12 protein-coding genes are annotated in these 14,934 nt (G+C 69.7%); 10 read left to right on the top strand and 2 right to left on the bottom strand.

All coding sequences use genetic code 11. The annotated features are described in order from the left end of the window. Window positions 1-3: 3 nt before the first annotated feature. Window positions 4-1,791 carry a polysaccharide biosynthesis protein gene (locus F8O04_RS11380; RefSeq protein ID WP_158029490.1) on the bottom strand — a complete coding sequence of 596 codons (1,788 nt, stop codon included), beginning with the start codon at window positions 1,789-1,791 and terminating at the stop codon, window positions 4-6. Window positions 1,792-2,076: 285 nt separating this feature from the next. Between F8O04_RS11380 and F8O04_RS11375 the strand changes: the two genes are divergently transcribed. The 10 genes from F8O04_RS11375 (at window position 2,077) to F8O04_RS11330 (ending at window position 12,112) form a co-directional block, all read left to right on the top strand. Continuing rightward, complete coding sequence (locus F8O04_RS11375) at window positions 2,077-2,883, top strand: arsenate reductase/protein-tyrosine-phosphatase family protein (RefSeq protein ID WP_308420203.1); 807 nt, start codon at window positions 2,077-2,079, stop codon at window positions 2,881-2,883. Window positions 2,884-2,949: 66 nt separating this feature from the next. Continuing rightward, complete coding sequence (locus F8O04_RS11370) at window positions 2,950-4,416, top strand: polysaccharide biosynthesis tyrosine autokinase (protein ID WP_158029488.1); 1,467 nt, start codon at window positions 2,950-2,952, stop codon at window positions 4,414-4,416. Between the two features lie 12 nt (window positions 4,417-4,428). Next, the gene (locus F8O04_RS11365; RefSeq protein ID WP_158029487.1) at window positions 4,429-5,475 is read left to right on the top strand and encodes an LCP family protein; all 1,047 of its coding nucleotides are present in this window, start codon (window positions 4,429-4,431) and stop codon (window positions 5,473-5,475) included. A gap of 192 nt (window positions 5,476-5,667) precedes the next feature. Further along, the gene (locus F8O04_RS11360) at window positions 5,668-6,372 is read left to right on the top strand and encodes an HAD family hydrolase (protein ID WP_158029486.1); all 705 of its coding nucleotides are present in this window, start codon (window positions 5,668-5,670) and stop codon (window positions 6,370-6,372) included. A 7-nt stretch (window positions 6,373-6,379) separates the two neighbouring features. After that, a complete protein-coding gene (locus tag F8O04_RS11355) occupies window positions 6,380-7,288 on the top strand; it encodes a phosphate/phosphite/phosphonate ABC transporter substrate-binding protein (protein ID WP_158029485.1) in 909 nt (302 codons plus the stop codon). A gap of 62 nt (window positions 7,289-7,350) precedes the next feature. Continuing rightward, entirely contained in the window at window positions 7,351-8,250 is a 900-nt protein-coding gene (phnC, locus tag F8O04_RS11350) for a phosphonate ABC transporter ATP-binding protein (RefSeq protein ID WP_188726407.1), read from the top strand. A gap of 5 nt (window positions 8,251-8,255) precedes the next feature. Continuing rightward, window positions 8,256-9,035, top strand: coding sequence for a phosphonate ABC transporter, permease protein PhnE (gene phnE, locus F8O04_RS11345; protein WP_158029655.1), 780 nt, complete (start codon window positions 8,256-8,258; stop codon window positions 9,033-9,035). Continuing rightward, window positions 9,032-9,886 carry a phosphonate ABC transporter, permease protein PhnE gene (gene phnE / locus F8O04_RS11340; RefSeq protein WP_158029484.1) on the top strand — a complete coding sequence of 285 codons (855 nt, stop codon included), beginning with the start codon at window positions 9,032-9,034 and terminating at the stop codon, window positions 9,884-9,886. Before phnE (F8O04_RS11345) ends, phnE (F8O04_RS11340) begins: the two co-directional genes overlap by 4 nt. Then, a complete protein-coding gene (locus tag F8O04_RS11335) occupies window positions 9,883-11,256 on the top strand; it encodes a bifunctional metallophosphatase/5'-nucleotidase (protein ID WP_158029483.1) in 1,374 nt (457 codons plus the stop codon). The genes phnE (F8O04_RS11340) and F8O04_RS11335 overlap by 4 nt, the downstream gene beginning before the upstream one ends. Next, window positions 11,249-12,112, top strand: a complete 864-nt coding sequence (locus F8O04_RS11330) for a MurR/RpiR family transcriptional regulator (RefSeq protein WP_158029482.1) — start codon at window positions 11,249-11,251, stop codon at window positions 12,110-12,112. Before F8O04_RS11335 ends, F8O04_RS11330 begins: the two co-directional genes overlap by 8 nt. Window positions 12,113-12,234: 122 nt before the next feature. Here the strand turns inward: F8O04_RS11330 and F8O04_RS11325 are convergent, their stop codons facing one another. Next, complete coding sequence (locus F8O04_RS11325) at window positions 12,235-14,808, bottom strand: ATP-dependent Clp protease ATP-binding subunit (protein WP_158029481.1); 2,574 nt, start codon at window positions 14,806-14,808, stop codon at window positions 12,235-12,237. Window positions 14,809-14,934: the final 126 nt, after the last annotated feature.

Raw genomic sequence — 14,934 nt, 5'->3', positions numbered from 1 at the left:
CGCTCAACGAACCTCCTCCGTCAGTCTCGGCACAACCGCCGTCTCATTGTTGCGCGGCTGTGCGAACATCCGGTCCATCCAGCCTTGTCTGTCGAGTCGCTCGGGTGGGATCGCATCAACGCGGGCGTGCGAGATCTTGGAGTGGTACGGCCGATGCGGCCGCTCACGCTCGCCGACCAGCTCCTCGTGCAGCTTCTCACCATTACGCAGCCCCGTGAAGACGATCTCGAGATCTTTGCCCGACATCGCGATCATCCGCTGCGCGATATCAAGAATGCGCACGGGCTCGCCCATGTCGAGAATGAGCACCTCACCCGCCGAACCGATACCCCCGGCCTGCACGACGAGCTGACACGCCTCAGGGATCGTCATGAAGAAACGCGTCGCATCGGGGTGTGTCACCGTGAGCGGCTTCCCCTGCCTGATGAGGTGTTGAAAGGTCGGCACGAGCGAGCCTCTGCTGCCGATCACATTGCCAAACCGCACCGATAGGTAGGGACGACCAGTGCACTCCCCCATCCACGCGGCGAGCTTCTCTGCCACGCGCTTCGAATGGCCGAGCACACTCGTGGGGTTGGCGGCCTTGTCGGTCGAGACATTGACGAACGTCTCGACTCCAATCGACTCGGCCGCGCGCAGCACGTTGAGCGTGCCGAGCACGTTCGTCTTCCACGCCTCGTCGGGGTACTGCTCGAGCAACGGCAGATGCTTGAGCGCGGCGGCGTGAAACACGACCTCCGGTTGGCGCTCGGTAAAGACGCGTGCGATCGCCTGCTCGTCACGAATATCGGCGAGCACCACATCGCGACTGTCGAGCAGCCCGTGCCCCGCGATGCCGAGCTGCGCCCCCTGCAACCCGGTCTCGTCGCGGTCGAGCATCATGAGCTCTGCCGGCTCGAACGCCGCGATCTGCCGGCACAGCTCGGCTCCGATCGATCCACCGGCACCGGTGACGAGCACGCGCTTGCCAGAAAGGTAGCCGGTGACGAGGTCAGCGTGCATATCGACGGGTCGCCGGCCGATGAGGTCTTCGATCTGGATATCGCGGATATCGACGGCGCTCGACGCGTTGCTGAGAATCTCGGCGAACGGCGGCAGCACTTTCACCTGGAGACCCGTCTCGTCGGCCGCAGCCTGCACGCGCCGCAACAGCTCGGCATTGGCTCGCGCAATGGCCACGATCAACACCTCGGCCCGGGTCGACGCGACGATAGCGCTGAGCTCGTCGAGGCCGCCTTGCACGCGGACGCCCTTGATCTGCATGTTCCGCTTCCGCCGGTCGTCATCGACCAGCCCCACGGCGCGATACGCCGACTTCGAATCGGTCTCGAGCCGACGCACGAGGTCAGCACCCAGGTAGCCGGCGCCGAACACCAGAGTCGGAGTCGCGCCTTCGCGAGGTCGCTGACGGTGCTCGACGAGAAGCCGCCTGAGGTACCGCACGCCAAAGGTCATGACCAGCGCCAGCGGGAGCGCGATCAGGGGAACGCTGCGGGGAATCTCGAGCAGCCGATTGAACAGGAGGATCGGGAGCGCGATGACGACCGCCGTGACGACGACGGTCGCGGCCAGCGCGCGCACCTCTTCGAACGTGCCGTACGTGAACCTGCCCCGGTACAGGTGCGCTCCCCACCCGATGAGGAGCTGGAGCCCCGCCGTGACCGCGACAAGGATCCCGACGCGATCCCACTGGATGTACTGGAGGGCGAACTCGTAGCGAAGGACGTGGGCAGCCACGATCGCCACGGCCCACGCCAGCGCGTCCACGGCGAAGTGCGTCCCGAAACGCATTACACGATGCGTCCTGCTCAGACGCGGGGCTTCACCCCCGTTTTCACCCATAGACTCACCTTACCCGCGTCGAAGACGACATCAGAAGCCTTGCTTCGCACCATGACAAAGAGACCGAGAAACTGGCGCAGTTGAAACGGGGTTGCCACATGCAAACGTTCTGCCACACCGCAAAAGCCACTTCTGGGCACCGAAATCCTGGCCAAACCCTAGTCGAGTTTTCTTCGACGACATCCGACCTGCGATGACATCGACGTCTCGCGACTCGAACCCCTTCGGCAACGTATGGGTACGGTAATCACCATGGCCACGGAGAGGGGCGCCGGTCGTGGGGGCGGCGGCGAACCTGCTCACGACGACCACTCGTCGTCAGTAACGCGCGCACGGCCCGTTGCGCAACACCGCCCGACGGTGCGGCCACTGCGCCTCCTGACGGTGTGCACCGGGAACGTCTGTCGCTCTCCGTTCGCCGCGGCGATCCTTGCCACTCGCCTCGCCAATCTGAACATTGAGGTCGGCAGCGTGGGTACGCATGCCCTCGTCGGTCAGGCCCTGACGCCCGAGACCATGCAGCTGGGGATTGCCCACGAGATCGATCATCACGATCTCGCAAGCCATCGTGCCCATCAGCTGACGGAGTCGATCCTCGAGGACGCCGACCTCGTGCTCGCGATGAGCCGCGAGCACCGGCGTCGCGTCGTCGAACTGCTCCCCCGCCGCCTGCACTCGACCTTCACGATTCGCGAGTTCTCGAGGCTGGCCGACGATCTCGGCACCGACCAACTGCGTGACGCGATGGCGGGGGAAACGGAACCCCGAGCGCGGCTTCGCATCGCGCTCGATCGCCTCATCGCCCAGCGTGCCGTCTCCCGCCCACCGACAGATGGCAGCACGGACGATGTTGTCGATCCGTACGGTCGGTCACGCCGCGCGTACGAGGCGATGAACGCCCAGCTCCTCCCCGCGCTCGCCAACGTCGAACGGGTGCTTCGGGCGGTGTCCGCTGCGTCATCAGTGGGTCGCGATTCGGCGGCGCCTTTCCCGCCTGACCGGCGGTTCCCGACTGGACGGATCGCGAACTGGGAGCAATGATGAACTTTCAGGTTACGCACCATCGGCCACGTGTGGTGGCGCTCGAGTCGAGACGGAAAGGCGCACGTGGAACTCAGTGATTACCTGCGCATCGCGCGAAAGAACTGGATCATTATCACGGCTGCGATTCTGATCGCCGTGGCGGCTGCGGCCGCGTACTCGTTCACCAGGACGCCGCAGTACGAGTCGACGAGCGAGGTCATCGTCTCGGCCCAGGCGGGATCGACGATCAGCGAGCAACAGCAGGGAAACGTCTACACGCAGGATCGCGTGAGCTCGTACCTGCTGCTCGGCACCTCGCCCCGGGTGCTCGATCCCGTCATCGCCGAGCTGAGCCTCGATACCACGGCCGCCGAGCTCGCTGAGACGGTCGTGGTCACCTCGCCAACCAACACCACCGTGATGCGCATTACGGCGACCGACGCCTCGCCCGAGCGGGCAGCAGAGATCGCCAACTCCGTCGCGGCGAACCTCACCGTGGCCATCGCCGAGGTCGAAACGCTTCCGGGCTCCGAAACGAGCTCCGTCACCGTGGCGCCGATGAGCGCCGCCACGCCCTCGGATGCACCGGTGAGCCCGAACACGCCGCTCAATCTCGCCCTCGGTGCTCTGATCGGCATCGCCGCCGGGGCCGCCATCGCCGTCTCGCGCACGGTGCTCGACACACGCATTCGCCTTGCCCGCGATATCGAGGCGATCACCGAGCGCCCGATCGTCGGGGCGATCCCTCGCGACCCCAAAGCCAAAGACCGGCCGCTGATCATGACGGCCGATCCGCGAAATGCCCGCAGCGAAGCGTTTCGCGCGCTCCGCACCAACCTGCAGTTCTTGAAGCTCGACGGCGCAGCAAGCTTCGTCGTCACCTCGAGCCTGCCGGGCGAGGGCAAATCGACGACGGCGCTCAATCTCGCGTTCGCGCTCGCCGAGGCCGGACAGGGCGTCGTGCTGATCGACGCCGACCTCCGCAAGCCACGAATCGCCACGTACCTCGGCATCGAGGGCAGCGTCGGGCTCACCGACGTGCTCATCGGTCGCGCAGCCCTGGCGGACGTCATGCAACCGTGGGGCGATCAAGAGCTCTTCATCCTGCCGTCGGGCAAGATCCCGCCCAACCCGAGCGAGCTGCTCGGATCGGCCCGAATGGGCAAGATCATCGACGGGTTCACCCGGGAGGGGTTCACCGTCGTGATCGACGCTCCCCCGGTGCTGCCCGTCACCGACGCCGTCGTGATCGCCCGTCGCACGAGCGGCGCCATCGTCGTGGCAGAGGCCGGCGCGACGCGGCGCACCGAGCTCACCGGCGCACTGACGGCCCTCGAGACCGCCGGCGCCCGCGTGGCGGGCATCGTGTTCAGCAAGGTACCCACGCGCGGCCCCGACGCCTACGTCTACGGCAACTACGAGCAGTACGGCGACGACGTGCTGCCCCAGGTCGAGCCCCAGGCAGCGCCAGCACCTCAACGCCGTGCAACGGCAGCGTCGCAACAGGAACCCGACCTCGTGGGCGAAGGCACGCGCCGTCGCGCGAAATGACCGAGGTGACAGATGACAAGCGATTCCCCCAGGTCGGCTGATCCACTCGGCAGTCTGCTCGACGACGACGCATCCTCTCCGACATCAGAGGGCCGCCGCCGCCGCAACCGGCGCAGATGGCGCACCGTGCTCATCGCGCTCGGCATCGTCCTCGCCCTGATCATCGCGGGCGGTGTCTATCTCTGGAACGCGACGTCGGGCCAGATCGAGACGATCGAGCTCGACCTGCCAGACGAGGGACGGCCAGACGCGCCCGAGACCGACGACAACGGCAAAGCCCCCATCAATGTGCTGCTGATGGGCACCGACTCGCGCGTTTCCGAGAGCGACTCGTTGCTGACGGAGCTCGGCAGCCGCGCCGACACGATCATGGTCGCCCACATCCCGGCCGACCGCTCCTCGGTGCAGGTCATGTCGATCATGCGCGACTCATGGGTTGAGGTGCCCGGCTATGGCGAGAACAAGGTCAACGCCGCCCTCGCCTATGGCGGCGTCTCGCTCGCCGTCCAGACCGTCGAGCAGCTCATCGGCCAGCGCATCGACCACGTCGCCATCATCGGCTTCGACGGCTTCAAGGGCCTCACCGAGGCGGTCGGCGGCGTCACGGTGCAGAACGAGATCGCCTTCGAAGCGAACGGCCACTCGTTCGCGGCCGGCGAGATCACCCTCTCGGGCGAGGAGGCGCTCGCCTACGTGCGCGCACGCTACAACTTCCCCGATGGCGACTACCAGCGCGTGCGCAACCAGCAGGCCTTCATGAAGGGGGTGCTGCAGGAAGTGCTCGCACGAGACACGCTCAGCAACCCCGCGACCGTCACGCAGCTGCTCACGACCATGACACCGCACATGGCGACCGACGCCGGGCTCGACACGGGCCGCATCATCGAGCTCGCGGGCGACCTGCAACACGTGCGCTCCGGCAACGTCGACTTCTTCACGATCCCGACCGTTGGCACCGGCATGATCGGCGACCAGTCGGTCGTGTTCGTCGACTGGACGCGCATGGAAGAGGTGCGGCAGCACTTCGCGAACGACACGCTCGACGAGTTCGAACCGTAGGGGCGGAGGCACCCTCGGCGCGCCTCCTTCGTCGGCTTCTCGGGGGCGCGGATGCGGGAGTTCACCAATCGTTCATTTCGCTCTGGACTTTTGGTCCTAATTCTTCATATAGTTTGGTCATCGCGTCCAAAGCTGTCACGGCCATTCCCCCCAGATTCCCCCCAGGGCCAGGAGCGAACGATCGACACCGTCATGTTCGACTTCGACGGCACGGTTGCGGTCGGCGACGGGCCGGTGCTCGCCTATGCGAGCGCCGTCGCCCGTCGCCTTGCACCCGCAGCGGCCCGCGACTTCCTCCGCGACATCGAAACCGCGCTGACGCACCATCGCGAAGCCGGCTTCGGGCCTGAGTTCCTCGACGGCTACGATCTCGTCGCGCGCCGCGCCTGCTCGGCGGGTCTTTCGCCCTCGGAGGTGAGCGAGGCCTATCTCTGCAGCCGCTCGCTCCTCGGCACTGCGCAAGCCGCCGTCACCACCCCCGACGGCCTCGCCGAGCTGCTCCGAGACCTCGGCCGCTGCGTGCATATCGCGCTCGTGACAAACGCACCGATCGTTCGCCTACTGGGCACGCTCGAGTCACTCGGAGTCGCCGAGAGGTTCGACGAGGTCATCTACGCTGCAGGGAAGCCCTCTGGACTCGTACCGTTCGCCGGCCAACGACTGGCGGTCGGCCGTGTCCTCAGCGTCGGCGACATCTGGGAGAACGATCTGGCCCCCGTCGCCGCGCTCGGCGGCGACACGGCACTCATCGGCCGTCCGGCGCCGGGCATCCACCCGACCTTTCACGCTCCCACCCTCGCCGAGCTCGCCGCGAGCATCCGCGCCTGGGCGTCCTGCGCATCCCGACCGGCCCACGCGCCGCCCCCGCACCGCCGCGGCACTCCCCACGCCAGTTAGGACCGCAATGCCACGCCTCGCCAAGCTCCTCGCGCCCCTCATGGTCGCCGTGCTCGCGTTGACCGGGTGCGGCGCCGCGACCGCCGAACCGCCGTCGGACACGCTCGTCGTGCAGTTCGTCCCGACGCGCGCCGACAGCGACATGGAGGCCCTCGCACAGCCGCTCGCGGGCCTGCTCAGCGAACAGCTCGATCGCGAGGTCGTCGTGACCATCGCGACCGACTACTCGACCATCGTCGAAGCGCTCGCCGCCCAGCAGATCGACGTCGGCATCATGCCCCCGGCCACCTACGTGCTCGCGGCCGACCAGGGAACGGCCGATGCGGTGCTGACGGCCCAGATCCCGGGCACCGACCCCGTGACGGCCGAGAACACCGACGAATTGGTCGCCGGATTCCGGGGCGAGATCGTCGTGGCCGCCGACAGCGGCATCACGAGCCTCGACGACCTCCGGGGCGCGACCATCGCCGTGCAGAACGCCGCCTCGGCGAGCGGCTACATCTTCCCCGTGGTCGAGATGGCCGAGGCGGGCCTCGACCTCCAGAACGACGTGACGCTGACCACCGTCTCCGGCATCGACAGCGCCCTCCTCGCGGTGCTCAACGGTGACGCGGATGCCGCATTCGGTTTCGAGGGAAGCCGACGGCTGCTGAAGGGCGAGTTCCCCGACATCACCGAGCTGCTGAGCGTCGCCTACCTCACCGAGGCCGTCATTCCCAACGACGCCATCGCCGTGTCGACCACCCTCGACGACGCAGACCGGCAGGCCGTGAAGGCCGCCTTCCTCGCAATCGCCGACGACCCCGAAGGCCTGGAGATCATCTCGACCCTCTACTCCCACCAGGGCTACGTCGACCCGCGCCCGGCCGACTACGACATCGTGCGCGACTACACCCAGCGCGCCGGCGAGCTCTGATCTCGCCCGCCACCCGCCCGCGATTCCACCCGCAGTCGCCGCGTGGGCGCTAACGTCACGACATGATCGCCTTCACGCGCGTCAGCAAGATCTATCCCGACGGCACGCGAGGCCTCGACGACGTCACGCTCACCATCGACGACGGCGAGTTCGTCGCCGTGATCGGGCGTTCCGGCGCCGGAAAATCGACATTGCTGCGCACCGTGAACGCCCTCACGGAAGCCACGAGCGGCGACATCACGATCGACGACGAATCGGTGCGAGGCGCGCGAGGCCGCAGGCTGCGAGCCCTGCGCGGGCGCATCGGCATGATCTTCCAGAGCTTCAACCTGGTCGGCGTGAGCACCGTGCAGCGCAACGTCATCGCCGGCCGACTCGCGCACGTGCCCGCCTGGCGCGGCACCCTCGGCCTGTTCCGGCGCGAGGACTACCGGCTCGTCACCGAGTCACTCCAGCGCGTCGGCCTCGCCGAGAAGCTCCACGCGCGCGCCGACGAGCTCTCGGGCGGCCAACAGCAGCGCGTGGCGATCGCCCGTGCGCTGGTACAAAACCCCAGCATCCTGCTCGCCGACGAACCCGTCGCCTCACTCGACCCCGTCACGACCGACCGCATCATGGCCGACCTGCGCGACATCGGGCGCGAGCTCGGCATCACGGTCGTCATGAGCCTGCACTCGGTGCCCCTCGCCCGCGCCTACGCCACACGCATCATCGGGCTGCGCGACGGCGCCGTCGTCTTCGACGGGCCCACCGCCGAGGCGACCGACGCCCGCCTGCGCGGCATCTACGGCGACGAGTACGCCGCCCTCATCTCGCCGGAGGCCGCGCAAGCGCGGGACGAGGCGGGCACCGGAGGCGCGAGCGGGAGCGTGGCCGAGCGCGGGGCCGACAGCGTGGTCGAGCGCCTGGCCGACAGCGGGGGCGGGGGCGACGGCGTCGAGGGCCCCCGCGAGCGCGAGTGACCGCCATGCGCCTCACCGACACGATCCACCGGCGGCTGCCCCTGCACCTCGCCACGCTCGCGCTCATCGCGATACTGCTCGTGTCCGCCGTGCACGCGACGGGCGCCGACCCCGTCCACCTCCTGCGCAACGGCGACCAGATGCTCATCGTGCTCACCCGCCTGTTGTCGCCCGACTGGGGCTACCTGCCGAGCGTGTTGCCCGCCCTCGCGCAGACCGTGCAGATGGCCATCGCCGGCACCGCGCTCGGTGTGGCCGCGGCCGTGCCGGTCGCCTTCGCGGCGACCTCCGTCGTCAGCGGCACACTGCTCGTCACGGCGCCCCTGCGGATGGTGCTCAATGTCGTCCGCACGATCCCCGACATGCTGCTCGCCGGCATCTTCGTCGCGGTCGTCGGCACCGGCGCCTTCACCGGCACGATCGCGCTGGCGGTCTTCACCTTCGGCATGGTGACGAAGCTGCTCTACGAGGCGATCGACACCATCGATCGCCGGCCGCTCGACGCCCTCGTCGCTACGGGCGCCGGCCGCAGCGCCCTCGCCGTCCACGGTGTGCTTCCGCAGGTGCGGCCGAGCCTCGTGAGCTACGCCCTCTACGCCCTCGAGGTCAATGTGCGCGCGTCGGCCGTGCTCGGCTACATGGGCGCCGGCGGCATCGGCGTCACCCTGCAGTCGACCATGGGACTCATGCGGTACGACCGGGTCGCGGTCATCATCCTCGCCATCTTCGTCGTCGTGCTCGTCATCGACCTCATCAGCGGCGCGGTCAGGAGGCGGCTGCTGTGAGCGCCGTCCCCGCCTCCCGCGACACGAACGAGGCCCCGCGCCGGCCCGGACCGCCCGATCCGAGGCGCTGGACACCCTGGCGCGCCGTGGGCTGCGCCGCACTCGCCGCCGTGCTCGTGTGGGCGTTCGTCGGCGTCGGCTGGAGCTGGCCGAACGACACGTGGCCGATCGTGCTCGGTGCGATGTGGGAGGGAGCGGTCGCGCCCGATCTCGCCTTCGTATGGAACGGCTCGGGCGAAGACCTCGTCGGCCTCATCGGGCAGACCCTCGCGATCGCGTTCCTCGGCACCGCCATCGCGGTCGTCGGAGCCGTGCCGCTCGCGTTCCTCGCGGTGTCGCGCCGCCGGGCCTCCGGCCGCGGTCGCCGCCCCGGCCCGGTCTCGGCGGGAACGGGCGTCGTGCTCACGATCGTGCGCACGTTCCCCGAAATCGTGCTCGCCGTGATCTTCGTGAAGATGGTGGGGCCGGGGCCGTTCGCCGGGGCGCTCGCGATCGGGGTGCACTCCATCGGCATGCTCGCGAGACTGTACGCCGAAGAGATCGAACGGCTGTCCGCCGGGCCAGAGGAGGCGATCGCCGCGCTCGGGGGAACCCGCGCGCACGTGTTCGCGTGGGGTCAGCTGCCCCGCCTCCTGCCCCCGCTCTGCTCACTCGCCCTCAACCGGTTCGAGATCGCGGTGCGCTCGGCCACAATCCTCGGCATCGTCGGAGCCGGCGGCATCGGCACACCGATCATCTTCGCCATCTCCTCGCGCAGCTGGGACCGCGTCGCCATCATCGTCATCGGTATCGTCGTCACCGTCACCATCATCGACGCCGTCTCGTCGGCGCTGCGGAAGAAGCTCCAATGACCCGCATCACGATCGCCGCCACCAGCGATCTGCACTCGCACTGGCGGCCGGGCACGGTCGGCGGCATCGCCGGGGCCGCCGCGGTGCTGGCCGGTATCGACCGCGACCGCGCCGTCGTCATCGACGCCGGCGACCTGCTCACCGGCTCACCGCTCGGGGCGCACCAGACGCTTCTGCGCACGGACGCGGGCGCGGAGCATCCGCTGCTCACGGCGCTCGACGGCCTCGGCGTCGATGCCGCCGTGCCCGGTAACCACGACTTCGACGACGGGCTCGACTCGCTGCTCGGCGCGGCGGCCGCCCTGCGGCGCACGCGGTACTTGTGCGCCAACGCGATCGGCGACCAGGGCGAGCCGGTGTTCGCCCCGTCGGCCGTGTTCGTGCGCGAGGGCGTGCGCATCGGCGTCATCGGCGCCGTCACGAGCCACGTGCAGCGCCTCAGCCGGCACGGGGGGCTCGAACACGTGCGCTTCACCGACCCCGTCACCGCGATCGCCGACCAAGCGCTGCGCCTGCGGCCGGAGGTCGATCTGCTCGTCGCGGCCTACCACGGCGGATTCGAGCGCGATCCCGAGACGGGTGCGCCGCTCGACTACGACCGCGGCGAGAATCAGGCGGCGAGACTGCTGGAGATGCCCGGCCTCGACGGCCTCATCGCGGGGCACACGCACTCGGCGCGGGCGGGCACGCGAGCGAGGGACGACGGGGCCAGGATCGCCTACGCGCAGCCCGGATACGCCGGTTCGCATGTCGGCGTGTTGACCTTCGAGGTCGAGGCGGGCGCCGTACAGGTCGTCGGAGCCCGGGCGGTTCCCGTGGAGGTCAACGCCCCCAGCGCCCATGTACCGCGCGCCGCGGCCGAACGGCTGGAGCCGCTGCACGCGGCCGCCGAAGCCTGGCTCGACTCGCCATGCCCGCTGGACGACGACGCGCTGCACGCTGCGGTCGCCGCGCGGGCCGGCAGCCGGCGCACGGCGCTCGGGCTCCCACCGCATCCCCGGACCTGGCGATCGCTGCTCGCGCACTTCCCTGCCCCGCACGGCGCGTCCGACTACCGCGTGCCGCGACGCGAGTTCGAGGATGCGGTGCGCGAGGCGGGCGCGCGAGGCGGGGACAGCGGCGACGGCCGCGTGCCCCGCACCGCGACGGCGCCACGGTTCCGCGTCGTCGACCATGGCGGCGCGGACGGCGGCGCGGATGCCGCCGATTCGCCGGAGCAGTGGGTCGCCGTCACCGCCAACCCCGCATTCGGCGCGCACCTGCATCCGAGCCGGGTCGAGCGCGCCCACCTCGTCGACTGGCTCGACGAGTTCGCGCGCGTCGCTCGGCACGTGCACTTCAGCGGGGCCACGGGAGGCGACCATGCCTGACGCCTCCCCCGCGACCCGCATCGCCGCCATCGTCAACACGCTGCGCCCGGCCGAACGGCGCGTGGTCGAGGTCATCCGCGAGCATCCGGAGCTCGTCATCGAGCTCACGGCGCAACAGCTCGCCGACCACGTCGGTGTCGCCCGCACCTCGATCGTGCGCACCTGCCAGTCCCTCGGGTACAACGGCTATGCGCAGCTGCGCGTTGCCCTCGCTCGGCACACGCAGGCGGGCGAGCGCCGGCGCCAGCCCGCCGCTGAGGATGGCAGTGATCTCGACGTCATGCGCGCCGGCATCGCCGAGCTGGCGTCGCGCCTGCCACAGGCGCTCGAACTCCTCGACGCCAACGCCCTCTGCCGCGCGATCGACCTCGTGATCGGCGCGCGCCGCCTGCTCTGCCTAGCCAACGGGCTTTCCGCGTCGCTCGCCGAAGACGTCGCGGCGCGCCTTACCTCGGTCGGACGGGCAACCGAGCACATGACCGACCCGATCTCGCAGCAGGTGACCGCGCGGCACCTGACGCCCGATGACGTCGTGCTCATCATCAGCGGCTCCGGCGCCAACCACCAGACCGTCCTCGCGGCCAGAGCAGCGAACCGGGCGGGGGCGACGATCATCGCGATCACGTCGTTCGAATCCTCGCCGCTCGTCGACCTCGCCGACGTGACCCTCGTCATCGCCTCGGTGAGCGACACGTTCCGCGACGAGCTCGAACACACGTCGAGGGTTGTGCACGCGGTCTTCCTCGACGGCTTCGTCGAGCGCATCCGCGCCCGCCTCGGCGAGCGCGGGCGCGCCGCCCGCGACCTCACGATCGAGGTGCTGGCGGCGAATCTCGACGACGGAGCCGACCGCTAGGCAGGCCCTCGGGGCCGGGGCTCGGCCGACGACGGCCGTTCAGCGTGACAATGGCCCCGCTGGCCGCTCCTGCGGCTCAGCGGGGCCATTGACGCGCAAATCGGTCGGGAGGGCGAGAAGCCCTACGCCGCGACGGGCTCCTGCACGACGGCCGGGCTGACCGTCAGCGCGCCCTGCGCGTCGACGTCGACCTCGACCACGCCGCCCTCGGTGACCGCCTCCGCCACCAGCAGGTCGGCGATCGCGTCGTCAACCTCGCGCTGGATGACGCGGCGCAGCGGGCGGGCGCCGAACTCGGGCTCGTAGCCCTCGTCGGCGATGCGGTCGACCGCCGCATCCGACACGCGCAGCGCGATGCCCTGCGCCGCGAGCCGCTGTTCGCTGTCGCGCAGCAGCATGCGCGTGATCTCGTGCAGCTGCTCGCGCTCGAGCTTGTCGAACAGCACCGTGTCGTCGATGCGGTTGAGGAACTCGGGCCGCATGACCTCGCGCAGCTTGCCCATGACCTTCGCGCGCAGCTCGCGCTCGGTGTCACCCGCGTTCTGCGACGTGAAGCCGAGCGGGCCACGGCTGGCCATGAACTCGGAGCCGAGGTTGCTCGTCATGATCACGACCGTGTTGCGGAAGTCGACCGTGCGCCCCTGGCCGTCCGTCAGGCGACCGTCGTCGAGCACCTGCAGCAGCAGATTGAACGCGTCGGGGTGCGCCTTCTCGATCTCGTCGAGCAGCACGACCGAGTACGGGCGGCGACGCACCCGCTCGGTGAGCTGCCCCGCCTCGTCATAGCCGACGTACCCGGGAGGGGCGCCGACCAGACGCGACACGGTGTGCCGCTCCCCGAACTCGCTCATGTCGAACCGGACCATGGCCGTCTCGTCGTCGAACAGCGCCGCCGCGAGGGCCTTGGCGAGCTCCGTCTTCCCGACACCGGTCGGGCCGAGGAACAGGAAGCTGCCGACCGGCCGGCGCGAGTCGCCCATGCCGGTGCGGCTGCGGCGGATGGCCTTCGCGACCGCCGCCACCGCGGCATCCTGACCGATCACACGCTCGTGCAGTTCGGCCTCCAGCCGTGCGAGGCGCGACTTCTCGGCCTCGGTCATGCGCGAGGCCGGCACACCGGTCGCACGCGAGACCACCTCGGCGATCTGCGCCTCGTCGACGACGCGGGCCGTACCGTCGCCCTCGCCCGCGCTGTTCGCGCTGCGCGCCTCGGCGAGCTGGTCGGTGACCCGCTTGATCTCGTCGCGCAGCTCACCCGCCCGCTCGTACTGCTCGGTCTCGAGCGCGCGGCCCTTGTCGGCCTCGAGCTCGGCGATGCGTGCGCGCAGCGCATCGACATCGACGGCCGGGCCGCGTCGCAGCGACAGCCGCGCGCCGGCCTGGTCGATGAGGTCGATGGCCTTGTCGGGCAGGAAACGGTCGGTGATGTACCGGTTCGAGAGCTCGACGGATGCTCGGATCGCCTCCGGCGTGTAGGTCACGCCGTGGTGCTCGGCGTAGCGATCCTTGAGCCCCTCGATGATGCGCACCGCGTCGTCGACGCTCGGCTCGCCCACCGTCACGGGCTGGAAGCGGCGCGCGAGCGCGGCATCCTTCTCGATCGTGCGGAACTCGCTGAGCGTTGTCGCGCCGACGAGGTGCAGCTCGCCGCGCGCCAGGCGGGGCTTGAGGATGTTGCTGGCGTCCATTCCGCCGGACTCTCCCGAGCCCCCGGCGCCGACGACCATGTGCAACTCGTCGACGAACACGATGGTGTCGCCGCCGCCCGCGGCGATCTCGTTCAGGGCGCCGGTGAGGCGCTCCTCGAAGTCGCCGCGGTAGCGGGTTCCCGCGACCATGCCGGCGAGGTCGAGCGAGATGACGCGCTTGTCGCGCAGCTGTGCCGGCACCTCGCCGGCGGCGATCGCCTGCGCGAGGCCCTCGACGATGGCGGTCTTGCCGACGCCGGCCTCACCGATCAGCACCGGGTTGTTCTTGGTGCGGCGGGCGAGGATCTCGACGGTCTGCTCGATCTCGTCGGCACGGCCGATAACGGGATCGAGCTTGCCCTCGCGGGCCTCGGCCGTGAGGTCGCGGCCGAACTGCTCGAGAATCGACCCCTCCTGCCCCTGGTCCGGCTGCCCCGGCATGGCTCCCTGGCCCTGCGTGGTCTGCTGCTGCGTGCGGGCGTTCGCCTGCGCACCCGCCTGCAGTGACGCCTGCGTGACGCCGGCCTGCGCGAGCAGTTGGCCCGCGGGCGTGTCAGTGTTCAGCACGAGGGCGAGAAAGACGTGCTCTGGGTCGACGTACGTCGAGCCGAAGGCGCGCGCCACCTGATAGCTGTCGAGCAGCAGGCGCTGCGACGAGCCCGTGAGCGACGGGTCGACGTCCTGCAGCGCCTCGCCAGCGCCCGGCAGCCGCTGTTCTGCCGCGTCGGCGATGGCCTGCGGGTCGGCCCCCGCCTGGCGCACGGCCGAGGCGGCGGGGTCGCCGGCCACCATGACGCGCAGGATGTGCAGCGCGTCCACCTCGGGCTGGCCACGGCCGACTGCGAAGGCGCCGGCCTGTTCGAGCAGGTCGTGCGTGCGCTTGCTCAGCATGCGGACGATGTCGACCGGGCGCGCCTGACGGGCGGCCCGTTGGTTCTGGAGATACCGGGCCAGGAACGCGTCGAAGGAGCCGTCGCTTCCCGGAGCCTGTCCGAAGTATGCGGGCATGAGTCCCCCTCCCTGAGGAAAGTTGAGTACGTATGACTCAAGTAACGCCCGATGGTACGGCGTCATTCCCGGATGCGCGTGGTCCGTTCGCCGTGGGCGAGCAGGAACGGCACGGGCGGGTGGCAC

This window comes from Pseudoclavibacter endophyticus (assembly GCF_008831085.1).
In the GTDB taxonomy this organism is placed as follows: domain Bacteria; phylum Actinomycetota; class Actinomycetes; order Actinomycetales; family Microbacteriaceae; genus Pseudoclavibacter; species Pseudoclavibacter endophyticus.
The sequence above is the reverse complement of the archived record's forward strand: the minus strand, read 5'-3'. Positions and strand labels throughout refer to the sequence as shown.

Bases quoted from the DNA above. Each gene is read 5' to 3' on its own strand.
- F8O04_RS11325 (WP_158029481.1), bottom strand. From the start codon at position 14,808: ATGCCCGCATACTTCGGACAGGCTCCGGGAAGCGACGGCTCCTTCGAC.
- F8O04_RS11355 (WP_158029485.1), top strand. From the start codon at position 6,380: ATGCCACGCCTCGCCAAGCTCCTCGCGCCCCTCATGGTCGCCGTGCTC.
- F8O04_RS11365 (WP_158029487.1), top strand. From the start codon at position 4,429: ATGACAAGCGATTCCCCCAGGTCGGCTGATCCACTCGGCAGTCTGCTC.
- F8O04_RS11360 (WP_158029486.1), top strand. From the start codon at position 5,668: ATGTTCGACTTCGACGGCACGGTTGCGGTCGGCGACGGGCCGGTGCTC.
- F8O04_RS11335 (WP_158029483.1), top strand. From the start codon at position 9,883: ATGACCCGCATCACGATCGCCGCCACCAGCGATCTGCACTCGCACTGG.
- F8O04_RS11380 (WP_158029490.1), bottom strand. From the start codon at position 1,791: ATGCGTTTCGGGACGCACTTCGCCGTGGACGCGCTGGCGTGGGCCGTG.
- F8O04_RS11330 (WP_158029482.1), top strand. From the start codon at position 11,249: ATGCCTGACGCCTCCCCCGCGACCCGCATCGCCGCCATCGTCAACACG.
- phnC (WP_188726407.1), top strand. From the start codon at position 7,351: ATGATCGCCTTCACGCGCGTCAGCAAGATCTATCCCGACGGCACGCGA.
- F8O04_RS11375 (WP_308420203.1), top strand. From the start codon at position 2,077: ATGGGTACGGTAATCACCATGGCCACGGAGAGGGGCGCCGGTCGTGGG.
- phnE (WP_158029655.1), top strand. From the start codon at position 8,256: ATGCGCCTCACCGACACGATCCACCGGCGGCTGCCCCTGCACCTCGCC.